This is a genomic window from Microbacterium sp. P2_F9, assembly GCF_056403635.1.
Genome location: NZ_JBFUFC010000067.1, coordinates 1 through 17,911 on the forward strand (window position 1 = coordinate 1; position 17,911 = coordinate 17,911).

Sequence of the window (17,911 nt, forward strand, 5' to 3'; positions counted from 1 at the left end):
GTGCTGAGGATGTCAGGCGCGACGACGAGCCAGCCCTGCTCCGCGAAGCGATCGGCCACATCGCGGATGTGGTCGACCAGACCCCAGATCTCGTGGATCACGATGAGCCCGCCGACGGGCTCGCCGTCGGGCCGGGCGACATACGCGTCGAACGCGGTGCCATCGGGGGCGGTCAGGGCGATCGTCTGCGACACGGCTCTCCTCAGGGTCGGGTTTCTCACCCTACGCCGCTGACCCCACGGGCCGGGGCGGACCCAACTGCGGGGCAGTCATGCGACACGCCGGACGATGGATGCCTCGGCACGGCGTTTCGCCGCGCACCCCCGCAGTTGGGCTCGCCTCCGGGCTACTCGCGGAGAGTCGCGCCGAAGCGCTCCTGCGTCACGGCGACTCCGGCGAGCTTCGCCTCGGTCGCCTCGGCCGCCGTCAGGGTGCGGTCGGGCGCGCGGAAGCGCAGGGCGAACGTCAGGCTCTTCGAGCCTGACGGCACCCCGGCGCCGCGGTAGTCATCGACGATCCGGACGGACTCGAGCAGTTCGCCGGCGCCTTCAGTGAGCGCGGCCTTGACCGCGGCGGCGGGCACCTCCGCGCCGACCACCAGCGAGACGTCCTGCGTCGCGGCCGGGAACGTCGAGAGCGTCGCGGCCGTGACCCGCTCCCCCGCGAGCGAGAGCACGAGGTCGAGATCGAGTTCGGCGACGACGACGCGACCAGGAAGATCGGATGCCTCGCTCACAGCGGGCAGCAGCTCGCCGACATACCCGACCTCGGTCGCGCCCACGGACAGCACACCGGTGCGGCCCGGGTGCAGGGCCGCCCGTTCGGTCTGGGCGACGTCGATGGACACGCCGGCGGCGCCGGCGATCGTCCGCACCGCGTCGAGCGCATCGACCAGGTCCGCGGCGACGCCCGGCTGGCCGGGCTGCTTCGCGATGCGGCTGCCGGTCAGCAGCACGGCGACATGCTTGTGCTGCGGCGGGATCGAAGCATCGAGCTCGGCGAGGGTCGCGGCATCCGGTCGCACCGCGAGGGGCGGGACGAACGAGGTGCCGTACTGAACCGCAGGCTCGGGGAGGAAGACCGAGCCGGTCTCGAAGAGCGCGAGATCGGTGAAGCCGCGCGACAGGTTGCGGTGGGCGGTCTGAAGCAGCCCAGGGATCAGCGAGCGGCGCAGGAACGGCGCCTGGCCGTCGAGCGGGTTCGCGAGCCGGATCGACGGGAGGTGCTCCCCCGTTGCCGAACCATGCAGGTCGTTCTGCTCTTCGGTCGTGAAGCCGAAGGAGGGGACCTCGACGAAGCCGGCGGCGGCGAGCGCGTTCGCCACGCGCCGACGACCGTGCTGCGCGGGCGTGAACCCGCGGCCGGACGGCGGTGTGGGCAGGATCGACGGGATGCGGTCGTAGCCCTCGATGCGGGCGACCTCTTCGGCCAGGGTCCACTTGTCGGTCAGGTCGGGCCGCCACGACGGCGGGTGCACCGACCAGTGGTCGCCGGCGTCGTGGACCTCGCAGCCGATCATCTCGAGCGCGGCGACGATCTCGTCCGTCGTGTAGTCGACGCCGATGAGGCCCTCGACGAAGCCGCGGGGCAGATCGATGCCCGCGATCTCGACGGTCGCGAACAGCGCACCGCCCACCTCGGTGTCGAGGGTGCCGCCGGCGTGCTCCACCATGAGGTCGGCGACCCGGCGAGCGGCGACGAACGGCACGAGCGGGTCGACGCCGCGCTCGAAGCGGCGCGAGGCTTCGCTCGGCAGCTTGTGCCGGCGTGCGGTGCGTGCGATCGAGACGGTGTCGAAGGTCGCCGCTTCGATGAGGACGTTGCGGGTGGTGCCGCTCATCTCGGTCGCTCCGCCGCCCATCACGCCGGCGAGGCCGATCGGGCCGGACTCGTCGGTGATGAGGAGGTCTTCGACGTCGAGCGTGCGCACCTTGCCGTCGAGCGTCTCGAGCTGCTCGCCTGCGGCAGCGCGGCGGACCGTGATGCCGCCCTGGAGCTGGTCGAGGTCGTACCCGTGGATCGGCTGCCCGAGCTCGATCATCACGTAGTTGGTGATGTCGATCAGGATGCCGAGCGATCGGATGCCGGCCAGCGTCAGGCGGGCGACCATCCACGAGGGCGTCGGCTTCGTGGCGTCGACGTCGCGCACGATGCGGACGACGAATTCGGATGCCCCGACCCGGCCTCGGATCGGATTCTGGTCGTCGACGGCGATCGCGAAGCCGGAGACCGGCTGCTCGAGCTCGCCCCACTCCCGGTCGCCCGGGTCGCGGTAGGCCGCGCCCGTCGCGTGCGAGTACTCGCGGGCGATCCCGCGGATCGACAGGGCGTAGCCGCGGTCAGGGGTGACGTTGACATCGACCGCGACATCGTCGAGGCCGAGCAGGGCGATGGCGTCGGTGCCCACTGGGGCGTCGAGGCCGAGCTCGACGAGCCGCAGGATGCCGCTGTGCTCTTCGCCGAGGCCGAGCTCCTTCGCCGAGGCGATCATGCCGTCGGAGACATGGCCGTACGTCTTGCGCGCCGCGATCGGGAACGGGCCGGGGAGCACTGCCCCCGGCAGCGTCACGACGACCTTGTCGCCGGCGAAGAAGTTGCCTGCACCGCACACGACGCCGTGCACGGCCGGGCCGCCGTCCGCCGCGAGCTGGCCATCTGGCGCGACCTGCACCTGGCACCAGCGGATGGTCTTGCCGTTGGACTGGGGCTCCTCGACGAACTCGAGCACCTCGCCCACGACGATAGGACCCTGCAGGTCGAAGCGGAAGACGTCCTCCTCTTCGAACCCGACCGACACCAAGGCCGCGAGGACGTCCTCGGGCGAGGCATCCGCTGCCAGATCGACGTACTCACGCAGCCACGAAAGCGGGACGCGCATCAGACCACCATCCCGAACTGCTCGCTGAAGCGGACATCGCCCTCGGCCATGTCGCGCATGTCCTGCACATCCGAGCGGAACATGAGGGTCCGCTCGATCCCCATCCCGAACGCGAAGCCCGAGTACACCTCCGGGTCGATCCCGGCCGCACGCAGCACGTTCTGGTTGACCATGCCGCAGCCGCCCCACTCGATCCAGCGCGCGCCGCCCTTGAAGGTCGGATGCCAGAGGTCGAGCTCGGCCGACGGCTCGGTGAAGGGGAAGAAGTTGGCGCGGAACCGGGTCTTCGCCTCGGCTCCGAACAGGGCGCGCGCGACGTGATCGAGCGTGCCCTTGAGGTGCGCCATCGTGATGCCCTTGTCGATCACGAGCCCCTCGAACTGCGAGAAGACAGGAAGATGCGTCGCATCGAACTCGTCGGTGCGGTACACCCGGCCGGGGCAGATGACGTAGATCGGCAGTTCGCGCTCGAGTGCCGACCGCACCTGGACGGGACTCGTGTGGGTGCGCATCACCAGGTGGCGGTCGACGGGGTCGACGAAGAAGGTGTCCTGCATCTGCCGCGCGGGATGGTCGACGTCGAAGTTCAGCGCGTCGAAGTTGAACCACTCGTGCTCGAGCTCGGGCCCCTCTGCGACCTCCCAGCCCATGCCCACGAAGATGTCGCCGACCTGCTCCTGGAGGAGGGTGAGCGGATGCCGCGCCCCGACGCGCGCGCGCTGCGCGAGTGCCGTGATGTCGAGGCGCTCCGCCTCGAGCCGGGCGGCGCTCTCGGCCGCGGCCAGCTCCTCCTCGCGGGCGACGAGCGACTGGGTCACGCGGCCCCGGGCCTGACCGATGAGCTTGCCGAACTCCGCCTTGCGCTCGGGTGCGACATCGCGCAGCCGGGAGTTCAGTCGGGCGAGCGGCGAGCCCTCGGCAGTGTGCGCGGCACGCGCGGACTTGAGGGCCGCGGTGTCGGCGGCGGCGCCGATGGCGTCCAGGGCGTCCTGGACCGCGGCATCCACCGCCTCAGGGGTGATTTCGGGAGCGTCAGACACGAGAGTCGAGTCTACCGACGACCCGCCGGTCAGCCTGTCGTGCCTGCGGTGGCGGGCTCGAGGCGATCAGGAGCCGCCGGCGTCGTCGTGCTCGATGCGGCGCACCGCCTCCTGCGCGGCGATCGTCTCGGTGGCGGTCGTCGGGGCGTTGGCGGGAGCGGGACCCGCGATGACCTTCGGCGAGCGCCGGAGGCGCCGCTCCACGAGGCGCGCGACGTACGAGAGCGCGAGGCAGAGCGATACGTAGATCGTGCCCGCGACAATGGCCGCGGGGATGAGCGGCGACCCGAGGACCGCATTCGAGCCGAGGAGCTTCGCGAAGTAGAGCAGCTCGGGATACGTGATGATGAAGCCGAGCGCGGTGTCCTTCAGGGTCACCACGAGCTGCGCGATGATCACCGGCAGCATCGCCCGGATCGCCTGCGGCAGCAGCACAAGGCGCATGACGCCGGCCTTGCGAAGGCCGATCGCATAACCCGCTTCGCCCTGGCCGCGCGGCAGTGACTCGACGCCGGCGCGGACTACCTCGGCGAGCACCGACCCGTTGTAAGCGACCAGGGCGATGACGACCGCCCAGTACGACGTCATCTTGATGCCGATGACCGGCAGCCCGTAGTAGAGCAGGATCATGAAGACCAGCACCGGAACGGCGCGGAAGACCTCGGTGATCCAGGTGACCGGGATCCGGATCCAGGCGTGATCCGACAGGCGCCCGATCGCCAGGACGAAGCCGAGCGCGAGCGCGCCGACGGCCGCGACGGCGAACGCGGCGAGGGTGCGCAGGGTCGCGAGCGCGAACTGCTCCCAGATGCGGGTGAAGGTGAAGGCGTACCACTTCTCGGCCGAGAACTGGCCGGTCACCCAGAACCGCCAGACGACCCAGGCGAGCAGCGCCAGCACCACGAGGATGGTGAGGATGCCGAGGATCCGGTTGCGGAGAATCGCCCGGGGTCCGGGCACGTCGTACAGGACGGAACTCATCGCGCGATCCTCCAGCGGTTCTCGAGCGATCGCTGCAGCCAGGCCAGCAGCAGCACCAGAACGACGAAGATGAGCATGACCCAGAGGATGGTGACCAGCTGGTTTTCACCCTTCTCACTCATCTCGGCGCGGATGTTGCCGAGATTGACGACCGCGAATCCGGCGGCGACCGTCGTGTTCTTGAGTAGCGCGATGAACACGCTCATCATCGGCGGGATCACCGACCGCGTCGCCTGCGGGAGGATGACGAGGGTCATGACCTGGCCGAACGTCAAGCCGATGGCGCGTGCGGCTTCGGCCTGACCCACCGGCACGGTGTTGATGCCCGACCGGATGGTCTCGGCGACGTACGTCGCGGTGTAGATCCCGAGCGCCCAGACCGCCAGCACGAGGAAGTTCGCCCGCCCCGGAAGCAGGAGGGGCATGCAGAACGCGAAGAAGAACATCACGAGCGTCAGGGGCGTGTTGCGGATCCAGTTCACGTACACGGTCCCGACCGCACGGGCCACCGGAATAGGCGAGACCCGCATCGCCCCGACGATGATGCCGAGGATGATCGCGATCACGGCGCCGCCGAAGAAGAGCACCACGGTGCCCCACAGTGCGGCCACCCAGATGTCTGGATAGTCGATGATCTGGTTCACGACCGGCTCCTCCGCTGGTCAGAGGTGGCGGCCCCCGCGGACGGGCGCCGCCACCTGCCGGTCAATTGATGGGATCGACCGCGGGCTGCGTACCCTCGACCCCGGCCGGGCCGAGGTTCTTGTCGAAGATGGCCTGCCAGATGTCCGGCCCGTCGGTGAGCATCGAGTTGATGAACTCCTGCATCGCGGCGTCGTCCTTGGTGAGGCCGATGCCGTAGCGCTCCTCACTGAAGGGCTCGCCGACGACCTTGAGCGCGTCCGGGTCCTGCGCGGCGAAGCCGATCAGGATGGACTCGTCGGTCGTGACAGCGTCGACCTGCCCGTTCTTGAGCTGCTCGACGCACTGCGAGTAGGTGTCGAACTCCGTGGTCGTGGCATCCGGATACTCGTCCTTGATCCGCTGGATCGACGTCGACCCGGTGGCCGAGCACACGTTCTTGCCGGCGAGGTCATCGGGTCCGGTGATGTCCGAGTTGTCGGCTGCGACGAGCAGACCCTGGCCGGTGAGGAAGTAGGGGCCGGCGAACGAGATCAGCTCCTTGCGCTTGTCCGTGATCGAGTACGTGCCGACGTAGTAGTCGACGTCCCCGTTGACGAGCGCCTGCTCGCGGTTGGCGGACGGGATCGCGGTGAACTCGATCTTGTCCTCGTCGTAGCCGAGCGATGCGGCGATCCACCGCGCGATGTCGACGTCGAAGCCTGTGCGGTCGCCCGTGGTCGGGTCGAGGTAGCCGAGGCCCGGCTGATCCTCCTTGACACCGACCTTGACAGTGCCGCGCTCGGTGATCGCATCGAAGGTCGGGCTGCCGTCGATCGTGACATCGGTGGCAACCTCGAACCAGGCGCCCGCCGACTCGCTGGGCGACGCCTCGCCATCCGGTGTCGTGCCTGGCGTGCCGCTGTTGCACGCCGTGAGTGTCAGAACCGCTGCTGCGGCCAGGCCGAGGCCTGTGATGATCCGTGACTTTCGCATGTGACTGCTCCTTGGGTGCGCATGTTCCTGCTGGTTCCGTATCCGACGTTCGGGTCCGTCCGGATGTAACTCGTGTGTGGGCGGCGGTCCTTTCTCGCGGCGACAGGGTTCAGTGGGTGAGGAGCTTCGAGAGGAAATCCTTCGCCCGCTCGCTCTTCGGGTGCGTGAAGAACTCCTCGGGAATGGCCTCCTCGACGATCTGGCCGTCGGCCATGAAGACGACGCGGTCGGCCGCTTTGCGGGCGAAGCCCATCTCGTGGGTGACGACGATCATCGTCATGCCCTCGAGGGCGAGGCTGACCATGACGTCGAGCACCTCGTTGATCATCTCGGGGTCGAGAGCACTGGTCGGCTCGTCGAAGAGCATGACCTTGGGGTTCATCGCGAGCGCCCGGGCGATCGCGACGCGCTGCTGCTGGCCACCCGACAGCTGCGCAGGCAGCTTGCCTGCCTGCTGCCCGACACCGACCCGGTCGAGCAGAGTCTTGGCCTGCCGCTCGGCATCCGCCTTCTTCATCTTGCGGACCTTGATCGGCCCCAGCGTCACGTTGTCGAGGATCGTGAGGTGCGCGAACAGGTTGAACGACTGGAAGACCATCCCGACGTCCGCGCGCAACTCGGCCAGGCCCCTGCCCTCTTTCGGCAGCTCCTTGCCATCGATCGAGATGGTGCCGCTCGTGATGGTCTCGAGGCGGTTGATCGTGCGGCACAGCGTGGACTTGCCCGACCCGGAGGGTCCGATCACCACCACGACTTCGCCACGGTTGACCGTCAGGTCGATGTCCTTCAGCGCCTGGAAGTCGCCATAGTGCTTCTGGACATTCGAGACCACGACCAGCGGGTCCCCACGCCGGACCGTGATGTTGGACGTTTTGGGGGCACTGCCGTCTTCTGGCGCCATACCCGCACCCTATGGGCGATGCGGATGCCTCTGCCAGGCCTTGCCGTGAGGCTTTACCGAGATGTAACAGGCGGCGGGCGCTCAGTCCGCGGCGACGGCCCGCTGGGCGAACGCGCTTTCGTACAGGCACACGCTGGCAGCGGTGGCGAGATTCAGCGACTCGGCGGAGCCGTAGATCGGCAGTCGCAGCGCGAGGTCGGCGTACTTGAGGGCCTCTTCGTCGAGGCCCCTGGCCTCGTTGCCGAACAGCCAGGCCGTGGGTTCGGCGAGCGTGCCACGCGACGCGAGGAAGTCCTCTCCCCCGACATCCGCGGCGATGACCCGCAGCCCCGCGGCATGCGCGCGCTCGACGACGACGGCGAGGTCGGCGCCGATCGCGACCGGCAGGTGAAAGAGCGAACCGGTGGTCGCACGGACCACCTTGGGGTTGTACAGGTCGACTGTGCGGCCGGTCAGGATGACGGCATCCGCTCCGGCGGCGTCCGCCGCGCGGATGATCGTGCCGAGGTTGCCCGGGTCCCGCACCTCTTCGCAGATCGCGATGAGACGAGGGGATGCCGCGAACACGTCCTTCAGCGACGTCGGCGATTGTCGTGCCACCGCGACGATTCCCTGGGGCGTCACCGTGTCGGCCATCGCGTCGAGGACGGCCTCCGTGGTGAAGACGACCTCGATCCCGGCCGCGCGGGCCAGATCGCTCACGTCGCTGTGACGCTCCATCGCGGTCGGCGTGGCGAAGATCTCGATGAAGGTTTCGGGTCGGTGCGCGAGTGCCTCCCGCGCCGCCTGAGGTCCTTCGAGGAGGAACAGTCCGGTCTCCTGGCGCGCATTGCGCTTGGTGAGCTTCGCCACAGCACGTACGCGCGGCGAACGCGGGTTCTCGAGCACTCGCTCAGCTTAGGGCTCGAGGCCGATTCTCCGCGTCGCCGCCGGGGCGACGCGCGGTGCATACTACGATCCGTCCGTGACCCAAGCATCGGCGCCGTCGCCGCCCGCCCGCCCTCCGTGGCTCGACATCGTGGCCCTGGTCGTGCTGTCGGCGGTCGCGGTGGTGACCGCCTGGTGCGGGTTCCAGTCATCGAAGTGGGGCGGCGAGATGTCGATCGCGTTCAGCCAGGCCGGTGCTGCACGGGTGCAGGCCAGCGATGCGGCCAGCGCGGTGCGCGATCAGCGCCAGATCGATCTCACCGTGTTCGCCGAATGGCTGACGGCCGACGACGCCGGCAATGCCGAACTCGCCGGCTTCATCGAGGAGCGGTTCCCGCCGTCGCTCGCGACGGCCTTCGACGCGTGGGACCAGACGACGGGAACTCCGTTCGCCCTGCCCGAGTACGTGGTGGCCGGTGAGGAGAAGGTCGACGAGCTGAACGCGAAGGCCGACGCCGCGTTCGACCGCGCCCTCGAGAACAACCAGCGCGGCGACAACTACACGCTGCTGACAGTGCTGTTCGCGCTCGTCCTGTTCCTCTCCGCCCTCGCGCAGCGCGACGGTCCATCCTGGTCGAGGCGTGCGCTCATGATCCTCGCTCTGGCGTTCACCGTGGCCGGCCTCGTCGTCATGCTCACCTTTCCGATCAGGATCTGACCGCTCGACGGATGCCGGAAACGCCGAAGGGCGCCCTCCGAAACGGAGGACGCCCTTCTTACGCGCGAGTCGGTCAGGCCGACTTCGGTGCGTTGACGTTCTCGGGCAGCGCCTTCTTGGCGGTCTCGACCAGCGACGCGAACGTAGCCGGGTTGTTGACCGCGAGGTCTGCCAGGATGCGGCGATCGACCTGCACGCCGGCAAGGCCGAGGCCCTGGATGAGGCGGTTGTAGGTGAGGCCGTTCTGACGGCTCGCAGCGTTGATGCGCTGGATCCACAGACGACGGAAGTCGCCCTTGCGCTTGCGACGGTCGCGGTACGCGTAGACGAGGGAGTGGGTGACCTGCTCCTTCGCCTTGCGGTACAGACGCGAACGCTGACCCCGGTAACCGGAGGCGCGCTCGAGGATGACGCGACGCTTCTTGTGGGCGTTTACAGCCCGCTTGACTCTAGCCATTTCTCATGTTTCCTATTCGTGCGTCGGGCTCAGAGGCCGAGGAGCTTCTTGGCGACCTTGGCGTCGCCCGGTGCCAGGACCTGCTCCTGGTTGAGGCGGCGCGTGCGGCGGCTCGACTTGCCCTCGAGGTTGTGGCGCATGCCGGCCTGCTGCTTCATGAGCTTTCCGCTGCCGGTGACCTTGAAGCGCTTCTTGGCACCGGAGTKGGTCTTCTGCTTCGGCATCTCTTCTTCCTTCGTTTCACTTCCCGCCCAGGCGGGAGTCGGGTCCCGCCTGAGCGGGAGTCTGTGGTCCCGCGGTGCGGGAGTAAGTGGGGCTATTCGCCGGGTTCGGCGGCGGCGGCGGCGACGGTCTCAGCGCCGGCGGTGCCGGTGCGAGCAGATCGGGCAGCTTCCTTGTTCGCAGCGCGCTGCGCGTTCTGCTCGGTCTTCACCTCGGACTTGTTCTTGTGCGGGGCGATCACCATCACCATGTTGCGACCGTCGATCATGGGGTTCGACTCGACCGTGCCGAACTCGGCGACGTCTTCGGCGAACTTGCGAAGGAGTCGCACACCCTGCTCGGGACGCGACTGCTCGCGGCCTCGGAACAGGATCATGGCCTTCACCTTGTCACCGGACTGGAGGAAGCCCTCGGCGCGCTTGAGCTTGGTGGTGTAGTCGTGAGCTTCGATCTTCAGACGGAAGCGGACCTCTTTRAGGACCGTGTTCGCCTGGTTGCGCCGCACTTCCTTGGCCTTCTGGGCAGCCTCGTACTTGAACTTCCCGTAGTCCATGATCTTGACAACGGGAGGCTTCGCGTCGGGGGCCACCTCGACCAGATCGAGATCGGCTTCCTGAGCCAGGCGCAGCGCCACCTCGATGCGGACGACGCCGACCTGTTCACCCGCGGGGCCCACGAGGCGGACCTCGGGAACGCGGATGCGGTCATTGGTGCGGGGATCGCTGATGCGGAACTCCTCTTTCGTGCGGGATGTCAGCCACCGCGACACAGGGTGTGTCACGGGCGGAAGAGGCACAGTCCACCCGGCACGACGCGGAAGCGCCGGCTCTTGCACCCTTGCTACCTCGGCCGCAAGCGGACGAGGCGGAGTGCGTGACCCGGTAGCCTGGAACGGCAAGCGCGGGTGGGATGTGATCCTCTTTCGATTCCGGAGCAGAACGCTCCGGAGCCCGCTGAAGTCTAGCAGAGAGAACGGCGTGGACACGATTCGAGGCACCGACGGCGACCGGACCGACCAGGACGAGGCGCGTGACGCTGCGCGCCGCGCCCGCTGGGAGGAACAGGAGCGCGCCGCGGCATCCGCCACTCGGGACATCGCGGATGTGCCGGCTGTCGAAGTCATCACGACCGCCGCGGTGCACCTGATGAGCGCCGCAGCGGTGAAGGTCGGACTCGCCGACTCCCCCGAGGCGCAGACCGATCTCGACGAGGCGCGCAAGCTCATCAACGCCCTCGCCGGACTCATCACCGCGGGCGCCCCGGAGATCAGCGACATGCACGCTCGGTCGCTCCGCGACGGCCTTCGGTCACTTCAGCTCGCGTTCCGCGAGGCATCCGTCATCCCCGACCCGATCGGCAAGGGACCGGGCGAGAAGTGGACCGGTCCGGTCAACTGACGGCCTGAAGCCGAGGCGAGCCGCGCTCAGTCGCGGCGGATCAGCTTCACCGTGAGGGAGTCGACGAGCACGGCGATGCGGTCGTCCGCGGCCCAGCGGGCGGCGAGGCGCGCGAGAACCGTATCGAGCTCGCCCTTATCCAGTCCCGGCATCAGGTCGAGCGCGACGACGAGCTCCGGCCCGCGGAGCCGCGCGTCGGGGTCGCCGGCCGAGACCGCGAGGTCGAGGATCGCGAGTTCGCCGCCGATGCTCTCCTGCAGCCCGGCGAACACCTCGGGCGACACGTAGGACGGCTCCCAGGCATGCCCCTGCGCGATCGCCCAGACCRCCGGGCGGCGCAGGATGAACTCGGTTGGAGACCCCGGATCGATGACGATGAGATCGGTGTCGTCGTCGGCCGCGGCCAGGGCCGTGCGCACGCCGTCCGCCGGCACCGGCCGGGCCGCGGCATCCCACCGCGTCAGCGTCTCCACCGACGTGAACACGGGCAGCACACGCCGGCCGTCGGGGGCGGCGACCGTGACGATCGAGAGCTCCTGCGTCTTGTCGACCGTCAAGCCGGTCGGCCCGACGCCTTCGTCGCCCTTCTCCGCCAGCAGCGGGATGAGGAGCCGCGCCGACCGGTAGGCCTCGACGACCGCGGACTGGTCACCGGCGCCGCTCCGGAACGCCTCGAGCGCGGCCTGCAGCGCCGGATCGGCTGAGCCGTCATCGGAAGCGTGCGCGTTCGGCTCGAAGCTGCGGCCCGCCCAGGGGGTGCCTGCCGAGTCGCCCCCGGCGTGCGAGTGGTGCGGGTCAGGCTCCGGCGACATCGAGCGCCTCGGCGAGCGTGAACGCCCCGGCATACAGCGCCTTGCCGACGATCGCGCCTTCGACGCCGAGCGGAACGAGTTCGCGCAGCGCCGCGATGTCATCGAGGCTCGAGACGCCACCGGAGGCGACGACGGGCTTCGGCGTGCGCGCGGTGATCTCCCGGAGCAGTTCGAGGTTCGGGCCCCGGAGGGTGCCGTCCTTCGTCACGTCGGTGAGCAYGTAGCGGCTGCATCCCGCGGCCTCGAGGCGGTCGAGCACAGTCCACAGGTCGCCGCCTTCGCGGGTCCAGCCGCGCGCCGCGAGGGTGGTGCCACGCACGTCGAGCCCGACCGCGATGACGTCGCCGTAACGGCTGATCACGTCGGCTGCCCACTCCGGGTTCTCCAGAGCCGCGGTGCCGAGGTTGATCCGTGCGGCGCCGGACTCCAGTGCCGCCTCCAGCGACTCGTCGTCGCGGATGCCGCCGGAGACCTCGACCTGCACGCCGCGCACGTGCTTGATCACCTTGCGGATCACGCTCGCGTTGCTGCCCCGCCCGAAGGCGGCGTCGAGGTCGACGAGGTGGATCCACCGCGCGCCCTGACGCGCGAAGTCGAGCGCAGCGTCGACGGGGTCGCCGTAGTTCGTCTCGGTGCCCGCCTCACCCTGCGTCAGGCGAACCGCCTTGCCGCCGGCGACATCCACGGCGGGAAGGAGGATCAGTTCGGGAGGGGACGCGAAGTCGTTCATGGATCCTCAGGAAGATGTCGTGGCGGCGCCTCGGCGCCGCGGGGAAGGCACGAATTCAGAGAGTAGCCCCGCCGAGCACGCCGATCCAATTGGACAGGAGTCGGATGCCGGCAGAGCCGGACTTCTCGGGATGGAACTGGGTGGCAGACAGCGGGCCGTTCTCGACAGCGGCGATGAACGGAGCCCCGTGGGTGGACCAGGTGACCGCGGGCTTCGGGAATGGGGGCTGCACATCCAGGAGCCACTTCTGGGCGCCGAACGAGTGGACGAAGTAGAACCGCTCGTCCTCGATGCCGCGGAACAGGCGCGAGCCCTCCCCCGGGTCGACGGTGTTCCAGCCCATGTGCGGCAGCACCGGTGCGTCGAGTTCGGTCACGACGCCTGGCCACTCGCCGAACCCCTCGGTGTCGACTCCGCGCTCGACCCCGAGTTCGAACATGACCTGCATGCCGACGCAGATGCCCAGCACATGCCGACCGCCGGCGAGGCGCCGTTCGATGAGCTCGCCCGCGCGCACCGCGTTCAGCGCGTCCATGACGGCGCGGAACGCGCCGACCCCGGGCACGACGAGTCCGTCGGCGTCGCGGATGAGGCCGCGATCCGCGGTCAGGCGTGCGTCGGCCCCGGCCGCAGCGAGAGCCTTGACCGCGGAGTGCACATTCCCCGAGCCGTAGTCGAGCACCGCGACGAGCGGTCGGCTCACAGGGCGCCCTTCGTCGAGGGCACGCCGTCGACGAGCGGGTCGAGCGCTTTCGCCTGGCGGAACGCGCGGGCGAAGGCCTTGTACTCGGCCTCCGCGATGTGGTGCGGATCGCGCCCGGACAGCACGCGCACGTGCACGGTGAGCGCGGCGTTGAACGAGATGGCCTCGAACGTGTGCCGCACCAGCGAACCGGTGAAGTGGCCGCCGATGAGGTGGTGCTCGAAACCGGCCGGCTCGCCGGTGTGGACGAGATAGGGCCGGCCCGAGATGTCCACGACCGCCTGGGCGAGGGCCTCGTCGAGGGGCACGAGCGCGTCGCCGTAGCGCGAGATGCCGGTCTTGTCACCAAGCGCCTCGCGGATGCTCTGACCGAGCACGATCGCGACGTCTTCGACGGTGTGGTGCGCGTCGATCTCCGTGTCGCCCGACGCACGCACGGTGAGGTCGGTGAGCGAGTGCTTCGCGAACGCGGTCAGCAGGTGGTCGAAGAACGGGACTGTCGTGTCGATGTGGCTTCGGCCGGTGCCGTCGAGGTTGACTTCGAGCTCGACGGTCGATTCGCTCGTCGCGCGGCGCAGTGAAGCGGTGCGTCCGGTCATGCCGCCGAGTCTATCGAGGCCAGCGCCTCCAGGAACGCCGTCGTCTCGTCCTCGGTCCCGGCGGTCACGCGAAGATGGCGCGCGATGCCGACATCCCGGATGAGCACGCCACGGTCGTAGAGGGCCTGCCAGGTGGCGGCAGGATCGTCGACGCCGCCGAAGAGGACGAAGTTCGTCCACGACTCGTGCGGTTCGTAGCCGAGCGCCTCGAGCGTCGCGGACGTGCGGTCGCGCTGCGCGACGATCTCGTCGACCATCCGCAGCATCGTCTGCGCGTGGCGCAGGGCCGCCGTCGCCGCAGCCTGGGTCAGCGCACTCAAGTGGTACGGCAGCCGCACGAGGCGAAGCGCGTCCACGACCGCGGGATCGGCGGCGAGGTAGCCCACGCGGGCACCCGCGAACGCGAAGGCCTTGCTCATCGTCCGCGAAACCACGAGCCGCTCGCGGCCGGGCAGCAGCGTGAGGGCGGACCGCTCGTCGCGCGGGGCGAACTCCTGGTACGCCTCGTCGACCACCACGATCCCCTGGGTGGCGTCATAGACCGCCTCGATGACGTCGAGCGTCATGGGCGTGCCGGTCGGGTTGTTCGGCGCGCACAGGAAGACCACATCGGGTGCGGCCTGTTCGACCTGGGCTGCCGCGCTCTCGGCGTCGACGGTGAAATCGTGCCGGCGCTCCCCCGCGATCCATGATGCGCCGGTGGCGCGGGCCAGCAGCGGGTACATCGAGTACGTCGGCGCGAACCCGAAGGCGGTGCGGCCAGGACCGGCGAAAGCCTGCAGGACATGCTGCAGGACCTCGTTGGATCCGTTCGCCGCCCAGAGCTGATCCGCCGTGAGGCCATGCCCCAGGTACTCCGCGAAGCCTTCGCGGAGAGCGGTGAACTCACGGTCGGGGTAGCGATTGATGTCGCGCAGCGCCAGTGCGATCGAGTCGAGGATGTCGTCGGCCACTTCCTGCGGGACAGGATGCGTGTTCTCGTTGACGTTGAGTGCGACGGGGAGCGGCGCCTGCGGTGCGCCATAAGGCGTCATACCACGCAGATCGTCACGAAGGGGCAGTCGATCGAGGCTCACCCCTCCCATCGTAGAGGCGACGGGATCAGTGGGCGGGCGCGTACTCGGCGGGAATGGCGATGCGCTGTCCTGCCGCCACTGTGACGCCCTCGAGAGCGTTCAGCCGGACGATGGCATCCACGACATCGCGCGGGTCAGCAGTCGGCGCGACCTCTTCGGCGATCGACCAGAGCGAGTCGCCCGCGGCGACCGTGATCGTCGTGAAGGAGCCCGCCGGAGCCCCGGCATCGCGCGACGCGAGTGCCGCCCCGCCGCTGATCACCGCGATGCTCAGTGCCACCACCGCGGGGAACGCCGCCATGGTCGCCAGCACGCGGCGACCGCGTGTCGTGAGACGAAGTCGCGTGCCGCCCACAGCGGTCGCACCGACGGCGGAGATGCGGTGTGTCGCAGCGCCCGAGAATCCGATGGCGGTCATGAGGTCCTCCTGAGAGTGGGGAGAGGTTCGCATCCGGAACTCGGCCGGGAGCGCCGGATGCGAATCTCTCTTCCGAAGTTATCTTCGATGCAATATCCTGTCAAGTGCGGTGGAACACAGCAGTTCCTCGAACACGAAACGCGGCGAGTCTGCTTCGCTCCACCTGCCTGACCGGATACGGTTTCGACAGGAACAGCCCATCAGGGACCTCCGACATTCGAAGAACGATGCACCTCAGGGGCGCGAGACAGGAGCTGGGACGATGACCGAGGCAACCGGCCGCGAGAAGCCGCAGACCCGGCGACGCAAGAGCCTGAGCGACAAGCAGCTCGCCATCCTGGAGGTGATCCAGCGATCGATCGCCCGGCACGGCTATCCGCCGAGCATGCGCGAGATCGGCGACGCGGTCGGCCTCAAGTCCCTCTCGAGCGTGACCCACCAGCTGAATCAGCTCGAGCTCAGCGGCTATCTGCGCCGCGACCCGGGCAAGACCCGCGCGATGGAGGTGCTCATCGATCTCCCGGGAAGCGCCACCGAGAATCCCGCCGACTCCGGTCCTGTGGTCGGCGACGCCGCCATGGTGCCCCTCGTCGGGCGGATCGCCGCCGGCGTCCCCATCACGGCCGACCAGCAGGTCGAGGAGATCTTCCCGCTGCCCCGTCAGCTGGTCGGCAAGGGCGATCTGTTCATGTTGAAGATCGTCGGCGAGTCCATGATCGACGCGGCGATCTGCGATGGCGACTGGGTGGTCGTCCGATCGCAGCCCACCGCCGAGAACGGCGACATCGTCGCTGCGATGCTCGACGGCGAAGCCACGGTGAAGACCTTCCGGAGGCGCGACGGGCACACCTGGCTGCTCCCCCGCAACTCCGCCTTCGAACCGATCCTCGGCGACGACGCGGTCGTCCTCGGCAAGATCGTCGCGGTCCTCAGAGCCGTCTGATCGGTGAATTCTCGCCCATGACGGGCGATGATTCCCCGCGCGGCATGGCACTCGGACTGCAACGACCGGCAGAATGGCCGAAGGCGCGGGGGTGCGCCAGACGAGAGGGGGCCGTCGTGGCCGCAACCGAGATCGACGAACTCCGCGAACAGCTGGCACGGCTCGAGGCGGAGAACACCGCGCTCCGCGACGTCACCGCGCCGACGACGCCCATCCCGCCAGCAGCGGCGAAGCGGCAGCGAGAACCCGGCCGCTGGCGCGCCTTCGTCTCGGCGCTGATCATCGTGATCGCCACGCTCCTGGTTCCCATCGCGATCGTGAGCGCGTGGGCACGCGTGCAGCTCGTCGACGAGGATGCGTTCGTCAGCACTCTCGCGCCCCTCGCCGAGGACCCCGCCGTCCAAGGCATGATCATCGACGAGACGATGGACGCCATCACGGCCCAGGTCGACTTCAGCGAGCTGACGTCGAACGTCTTCGACGGCATCGCCGACCTCGGCCTGCCGCCGCGTGCCGCCCAGGCACTCGATCTGCTGAAGGCCCCCGCAGCCGACGGTCTCGAGAATCTCGTGAACACGACAGTCACGCGGGTCATCGAGTCGGATGCCTTCGCCGATGTCTGGGCGACGACGACGCGTGCCGCGCACCGCGCCCTCACCGCCGCTGCGACATCGGACGGCGGCGGGATCGTCGTCATGACCGACGACGGCGTCGGCATCCAGCTCGGCGCGATCGTGGAACGCGTCAAGCAGAACCTCGAAGACCGTGGTGTCGGGGTGGCCCAGATGATCCCAGCGGTCGACAAGGTCGTCATCATCGGCACGGGTGAGACGCTCCTCGCGATTCGCACGACCTACGCGATCGCCTCCACGCTCGGATACTGGCTCCCGATCATCACACTCGCCCTCTTCGCGCTCGGCATCCTCATCGCCCGCCGACGGAGCGTCGCCATCATCGGAACCGGTGTCGGCTTCCTGATCGGCGGTGGCGCGCTGGCACTCGGGTTCGCGGCCGGATACCCGGTGATGGGCCAAATCGCCGTGCAGCTCGATCTATCGGTGGCCGGGCTCGACGTCATCTACAGCCAGCTGATCGGTTCGATGCACCAGACCGCGGCGATCATCGCACTGCTGGGTGTCTTCATCGGAGTCCTCGGGTGGTTCATGGGCCGCTCGTCCGCGGCAGCCCGCTCGCGCAGCTTCATCCGGGGAGTCAACTCGTCGGCACGCCGCTGGTTCGCGGCGCGCGGGCTGAACACGGGAGCGTTCGGGATCGCGCTCGCGCGCTACCGAGTGCTCATCCGCGTCGTCATCGCCGTGCTCGCCGTGCTCTGGCTCTTCGCACTGCGTCCGCTGTCGACAGGGGATGTCTTCCTCGTCATCATCGTCGCGTTCGTCGTCGCGTGGCTGCTCGAACTGCTGCAGAAGCGACCGGATGAGCTGGTCGCACCGAGCACTGAGGACTCCGCGCTCGTCGCCGAAGAGGCCGCGCTCGATGCGGAGGAGGCCGCGGCCGACGCCGAGATCGCGGCGGCACGCGCCGAGGCGGCAGC

21 protein-coding genes are annotated in these 17,911 nt (G+C 68.9%); 4 read left to right on the plus strand and 17 right to left on the minus strand.

Annotation, left to right across the window (positions count from 1 at the left end; genetic code table 11):
• From AC1DVT_RS09065 to AC1DVT_RS09100, 8 genes are all read right to left on the minus strand, one after another.
• Positions 1-194: dienelactone hydrolase family protein (locus AC1DVT_RS09065; protein ID WP_477388325.1), on the minus strand; the 194-nt coding region annotated here is incomplete at its 3' end.
• A 152-nt stretch (positions 195-346) separates the two neighbouring features.
• Complete coding sequence (pheT, locus tag AC1DVT_RS09070; protein WP_477388327.1) at positions 347-2,878, minus strand: phenylalanine--tRNA ligase subunit beta; 2,532 nt, start codon at positions 2,876-2,878, stop codon at positions 347-349.
• Entirely contained in the window at positions 2,878-3,918 is a 1,041-nt protein-coding gene (pheS, locus tag AC1DVT_RS09075) for a phenylalanine--tRNA ligase subunit alpha (RefSeq protein ID WP_457100484.1), read from the minus strand. Before pheS ends, pheT begins: the two co-directional genes overlap by 1 nt.
• 66 nt (positions 3,919-3,984) lie before the next feature.
• Positions 3,985-4,899 carry an amino acid ABC transporter permease gene (locus tag AC1DVT_RS09080; RefSeq protein WP_457100485.1) on the minus strand — a complete coding sequence of 305 codons (915 nt, stop codon included), beginning with the start codon at positions 4,897-4,899 and terminating at the stop codon, positions 3,985-3,987.
• A complete protein-coding gene (locus AC1DVT_RS09085) occupies positions 4,896-5,543 on the minus strand; it encodes an amino acid ABC transporter permease (protein WP_457100486.1) in 648 nt (215 codons plus the stop codon). Before AC1DVT_RS09085 ends, AC1DVT_RS09080 begins: the two co-directional genes overlap by 4 nt.
• Positions 5,544-5,604: 61 nt before the next feature.
• On the minus strand, positions 5,605-6,516 hold the full coding sequence (locus AC1DVT_RS09090) for a glutamate ABC transporter substrate-binding protein (RefSeq protein ID WP_477388329.1): 912 nt from the start codon (positions 6,514-6,516) through the stop codon (positions 5,605-5,607).
• 109 nt (positions 6,517-6,625) lie between these two features.
• The gene (locus tag AC1DVT_RS09095; protein WP_477388331.1) at positions 6,626-7,417 is read right to left on the minus strand and encodes an amino acid ABC transporter ATP-binding protein; all 792 of its coding nucleotides are present in this window, start codon (positions 7,415-7,417) and stop codon (positions 6,626-6,628) included.
• An 81-nt stretch (positions 7,418-7,498) separates the two neighbouring features.
• Positions 7,499-8,305, minus strand: a complete 807-nt coding sequence (locus tag AC1DVT_RS09100; RefSeq protein WP_457100489.1) for a TrmH family RNA methyltransferase — start codon at positions 8,303-8,305, stop codon at positions 7,499-7,501.
• A 76-nt stretch (positions 8,306-8,381) separates the two neighbouring features.
• On the opposite strand from AC1DVT_RS09100, the gene AC1DVT_RS09105 reads away from it, so the two are divergent.
• A complete protein-coding gene (locus AC1DVT_RS09105; RefSeq protein ID WP_477388333.1) occupies positions 8,382-9,002 on the plus strand; it encodes a hypothetical protein in 621 nt (206 codons plus the stop codon).
• Between the two features lie 73 nt (positions 9,003-9,075).
• Here AC1DVT_RS09105 and rplT read toward each other — a convergent pair whose 3' ends face one another.
• The 3 genes from rplT to infC all read right to left on the minus strand — a co-directional run bounded on the left by rplT (position 9,076) and on the right by infC (position 10,462).
• Entirely contained in the window at positions 9,076-9,459 is a 384-nt protein-coding gene (gene rplT / locus AC1DVT_RS09110; RefSeq protein ID WP_457100491.1) for a 50S ribosomal protein L20, read from the minus strand.
• Between the two features lie 29 nt (positions 9,460-9,488).
• Positions 9,489-9,683 (minus strand): 50S ribosomal protein L35, encoded by a 195-nt coding sequence (rpmI, locus tag AC1DVT_RS09115; RefSeq protein ID WP_477388335.1) that lies wholly within the window; start codon positions 9,681-9,683, stop codon positions 9,489-9,491.
• A 92-nt stretch (positions 9,684-9,775) separates the two neighbouring features.
• Entirely contained in the window at positions 9,776-10,462 is a 687-nt protein-coding gene (gene infC, locus AC1DVT_RS09120; protein ID WP_477388337.1) for a translation initiation factor IF-3, read from the minus strand.
• 205 nt (positions 10,463-10,667) lie between these two features.
• Between infC and AC1DVT_RS09125 the strand changes: the two genes are divergently transcribed.
• Positions 10,668-11,078, plus strand: coding sequence for a DUF1844 domain-containing protein (locus AC1DVT_RS09125; protein WP_457100596.1), 411 nt, complete (start codon positions 10,668-10,670; stop codon positions 11,076-11,078).
• A gap of 26 nt (positions 11,079-11,104) precedes the next feature.
• Here AC1DVT_RS09125 and AC1DVT_RS09130 read toward each other — a convergent pair whose 3' ends face one another.
• The 6 genes from AC1DVT_RS09130 to AC1DVT_RS09155 are packed head-to-tail and all read right to left on the minus strand — an operon-like array spanning position 11,105 to position 15,416.
• Entirely contained in the window at positions 11,105-11,890 is a 786-nt protein-coding gene (locus tag AC1DVT_RS09130; RefSeq protein ID WP_477388339.1) for an SseB family protein, read from the minus strand.
• Positions 11,874-12,620 (minus strand): bifunctional 1-(5-phosphoribosyl)-5-((5-phosphoribosylamino)methylideneamino)imidazole-4-carboxamide isomerase/phosphoribosylanthranilate isomerase PriA, encoded by a 747-nt coding sequence (gene priA / locus AC1DVT_RS09135; RefSeq protein ID WP_477388341.1) that lies wholly within the window; start codon positions 12,618-12,620, stop codon positions 11,874-11,876. Before priA ends, AC1DVT_RS09130 begins: the two co-directional genes overlap by 17 nt.
• A 55-nt stretch (positions 12,621-12,675) precedes the next feature.
• Positions 12,676-13,323, minus strand: coding sequence for an imidazole glycerol phosphate synthase subunit HisH (gene hisH, locus AC1DVT_RS09140; protein WP_457100495.1), 648 nt, complete (start codon positions 13,321-13,323; stop codon positions 12,676-12,678).
• Positions 13,320-13,922: an imidazoleglycerol-phosphate dehydratase HisB gene (gene hisB, locus AC1DVT_RS09145; RefSeq protein WP_457100496.1), complete on the minus strand. Its 603-nt coding sequence runs from the start codon at positions 13,920-13,922 to the stop codon at positions 13,320-13,322. Before hisB ends, hisH begins: the two co-directional genes overlap by 4 nt.
• The gene (locus AC1DVT_RS09150) at positions 13,919-15,007 is read right to left on the minus strand and encodes a histidinol-phosphate transaminase (protein WP_477388343.1); all 1,089 of its coding nucleotides are present in this window, start codon (positions 15,005-15,007) and stop codon (positions 13,919-13,921) included. Before AC1DVT_RS09150 ends, hisB begins: the two co-directional genes overlap by 4 nt.
• Positions 15,008-15,023: 16 nt before the next feature.
• Entirely contained in the window at positions 15,024-15,416 is a 393-nt protein-coding gene (locus AC1DVT_RS09155) for a LysM peptidoglycan-binding domain-containing protein (protein ID WP_457100497.1), read from the minus strand.
• A 262-nt stretch (positions 15,417-15,678) separates the two neighbouring features.
• Between AC1DVT_RS09155 and lexA the strand changes: the two genes are divergently transcribed.
• Both lexA and AC1DVT_RS09165 read left to right on the plus strand, forming a co-directional pair.
• Entirely contained in the window at positions 15,679-16,359 is a 681-nt protein-coding gene (lexA, locus tag AC1DVT_RS09160) for a transcriptional repressor LexA (protein ID WP_457100498.1), read from the plus strand.
• Between the two features lie 116 nt (positions 16,360-16,475).
• Positions 16,476-17,911, plus strand: a 1,436-nt coding sequence (locus AC1DVT_RS09165; protein ID WP_477388345.1) for a hypothetical protein, incomplete at its 3' end; no start/stop codon positions are given.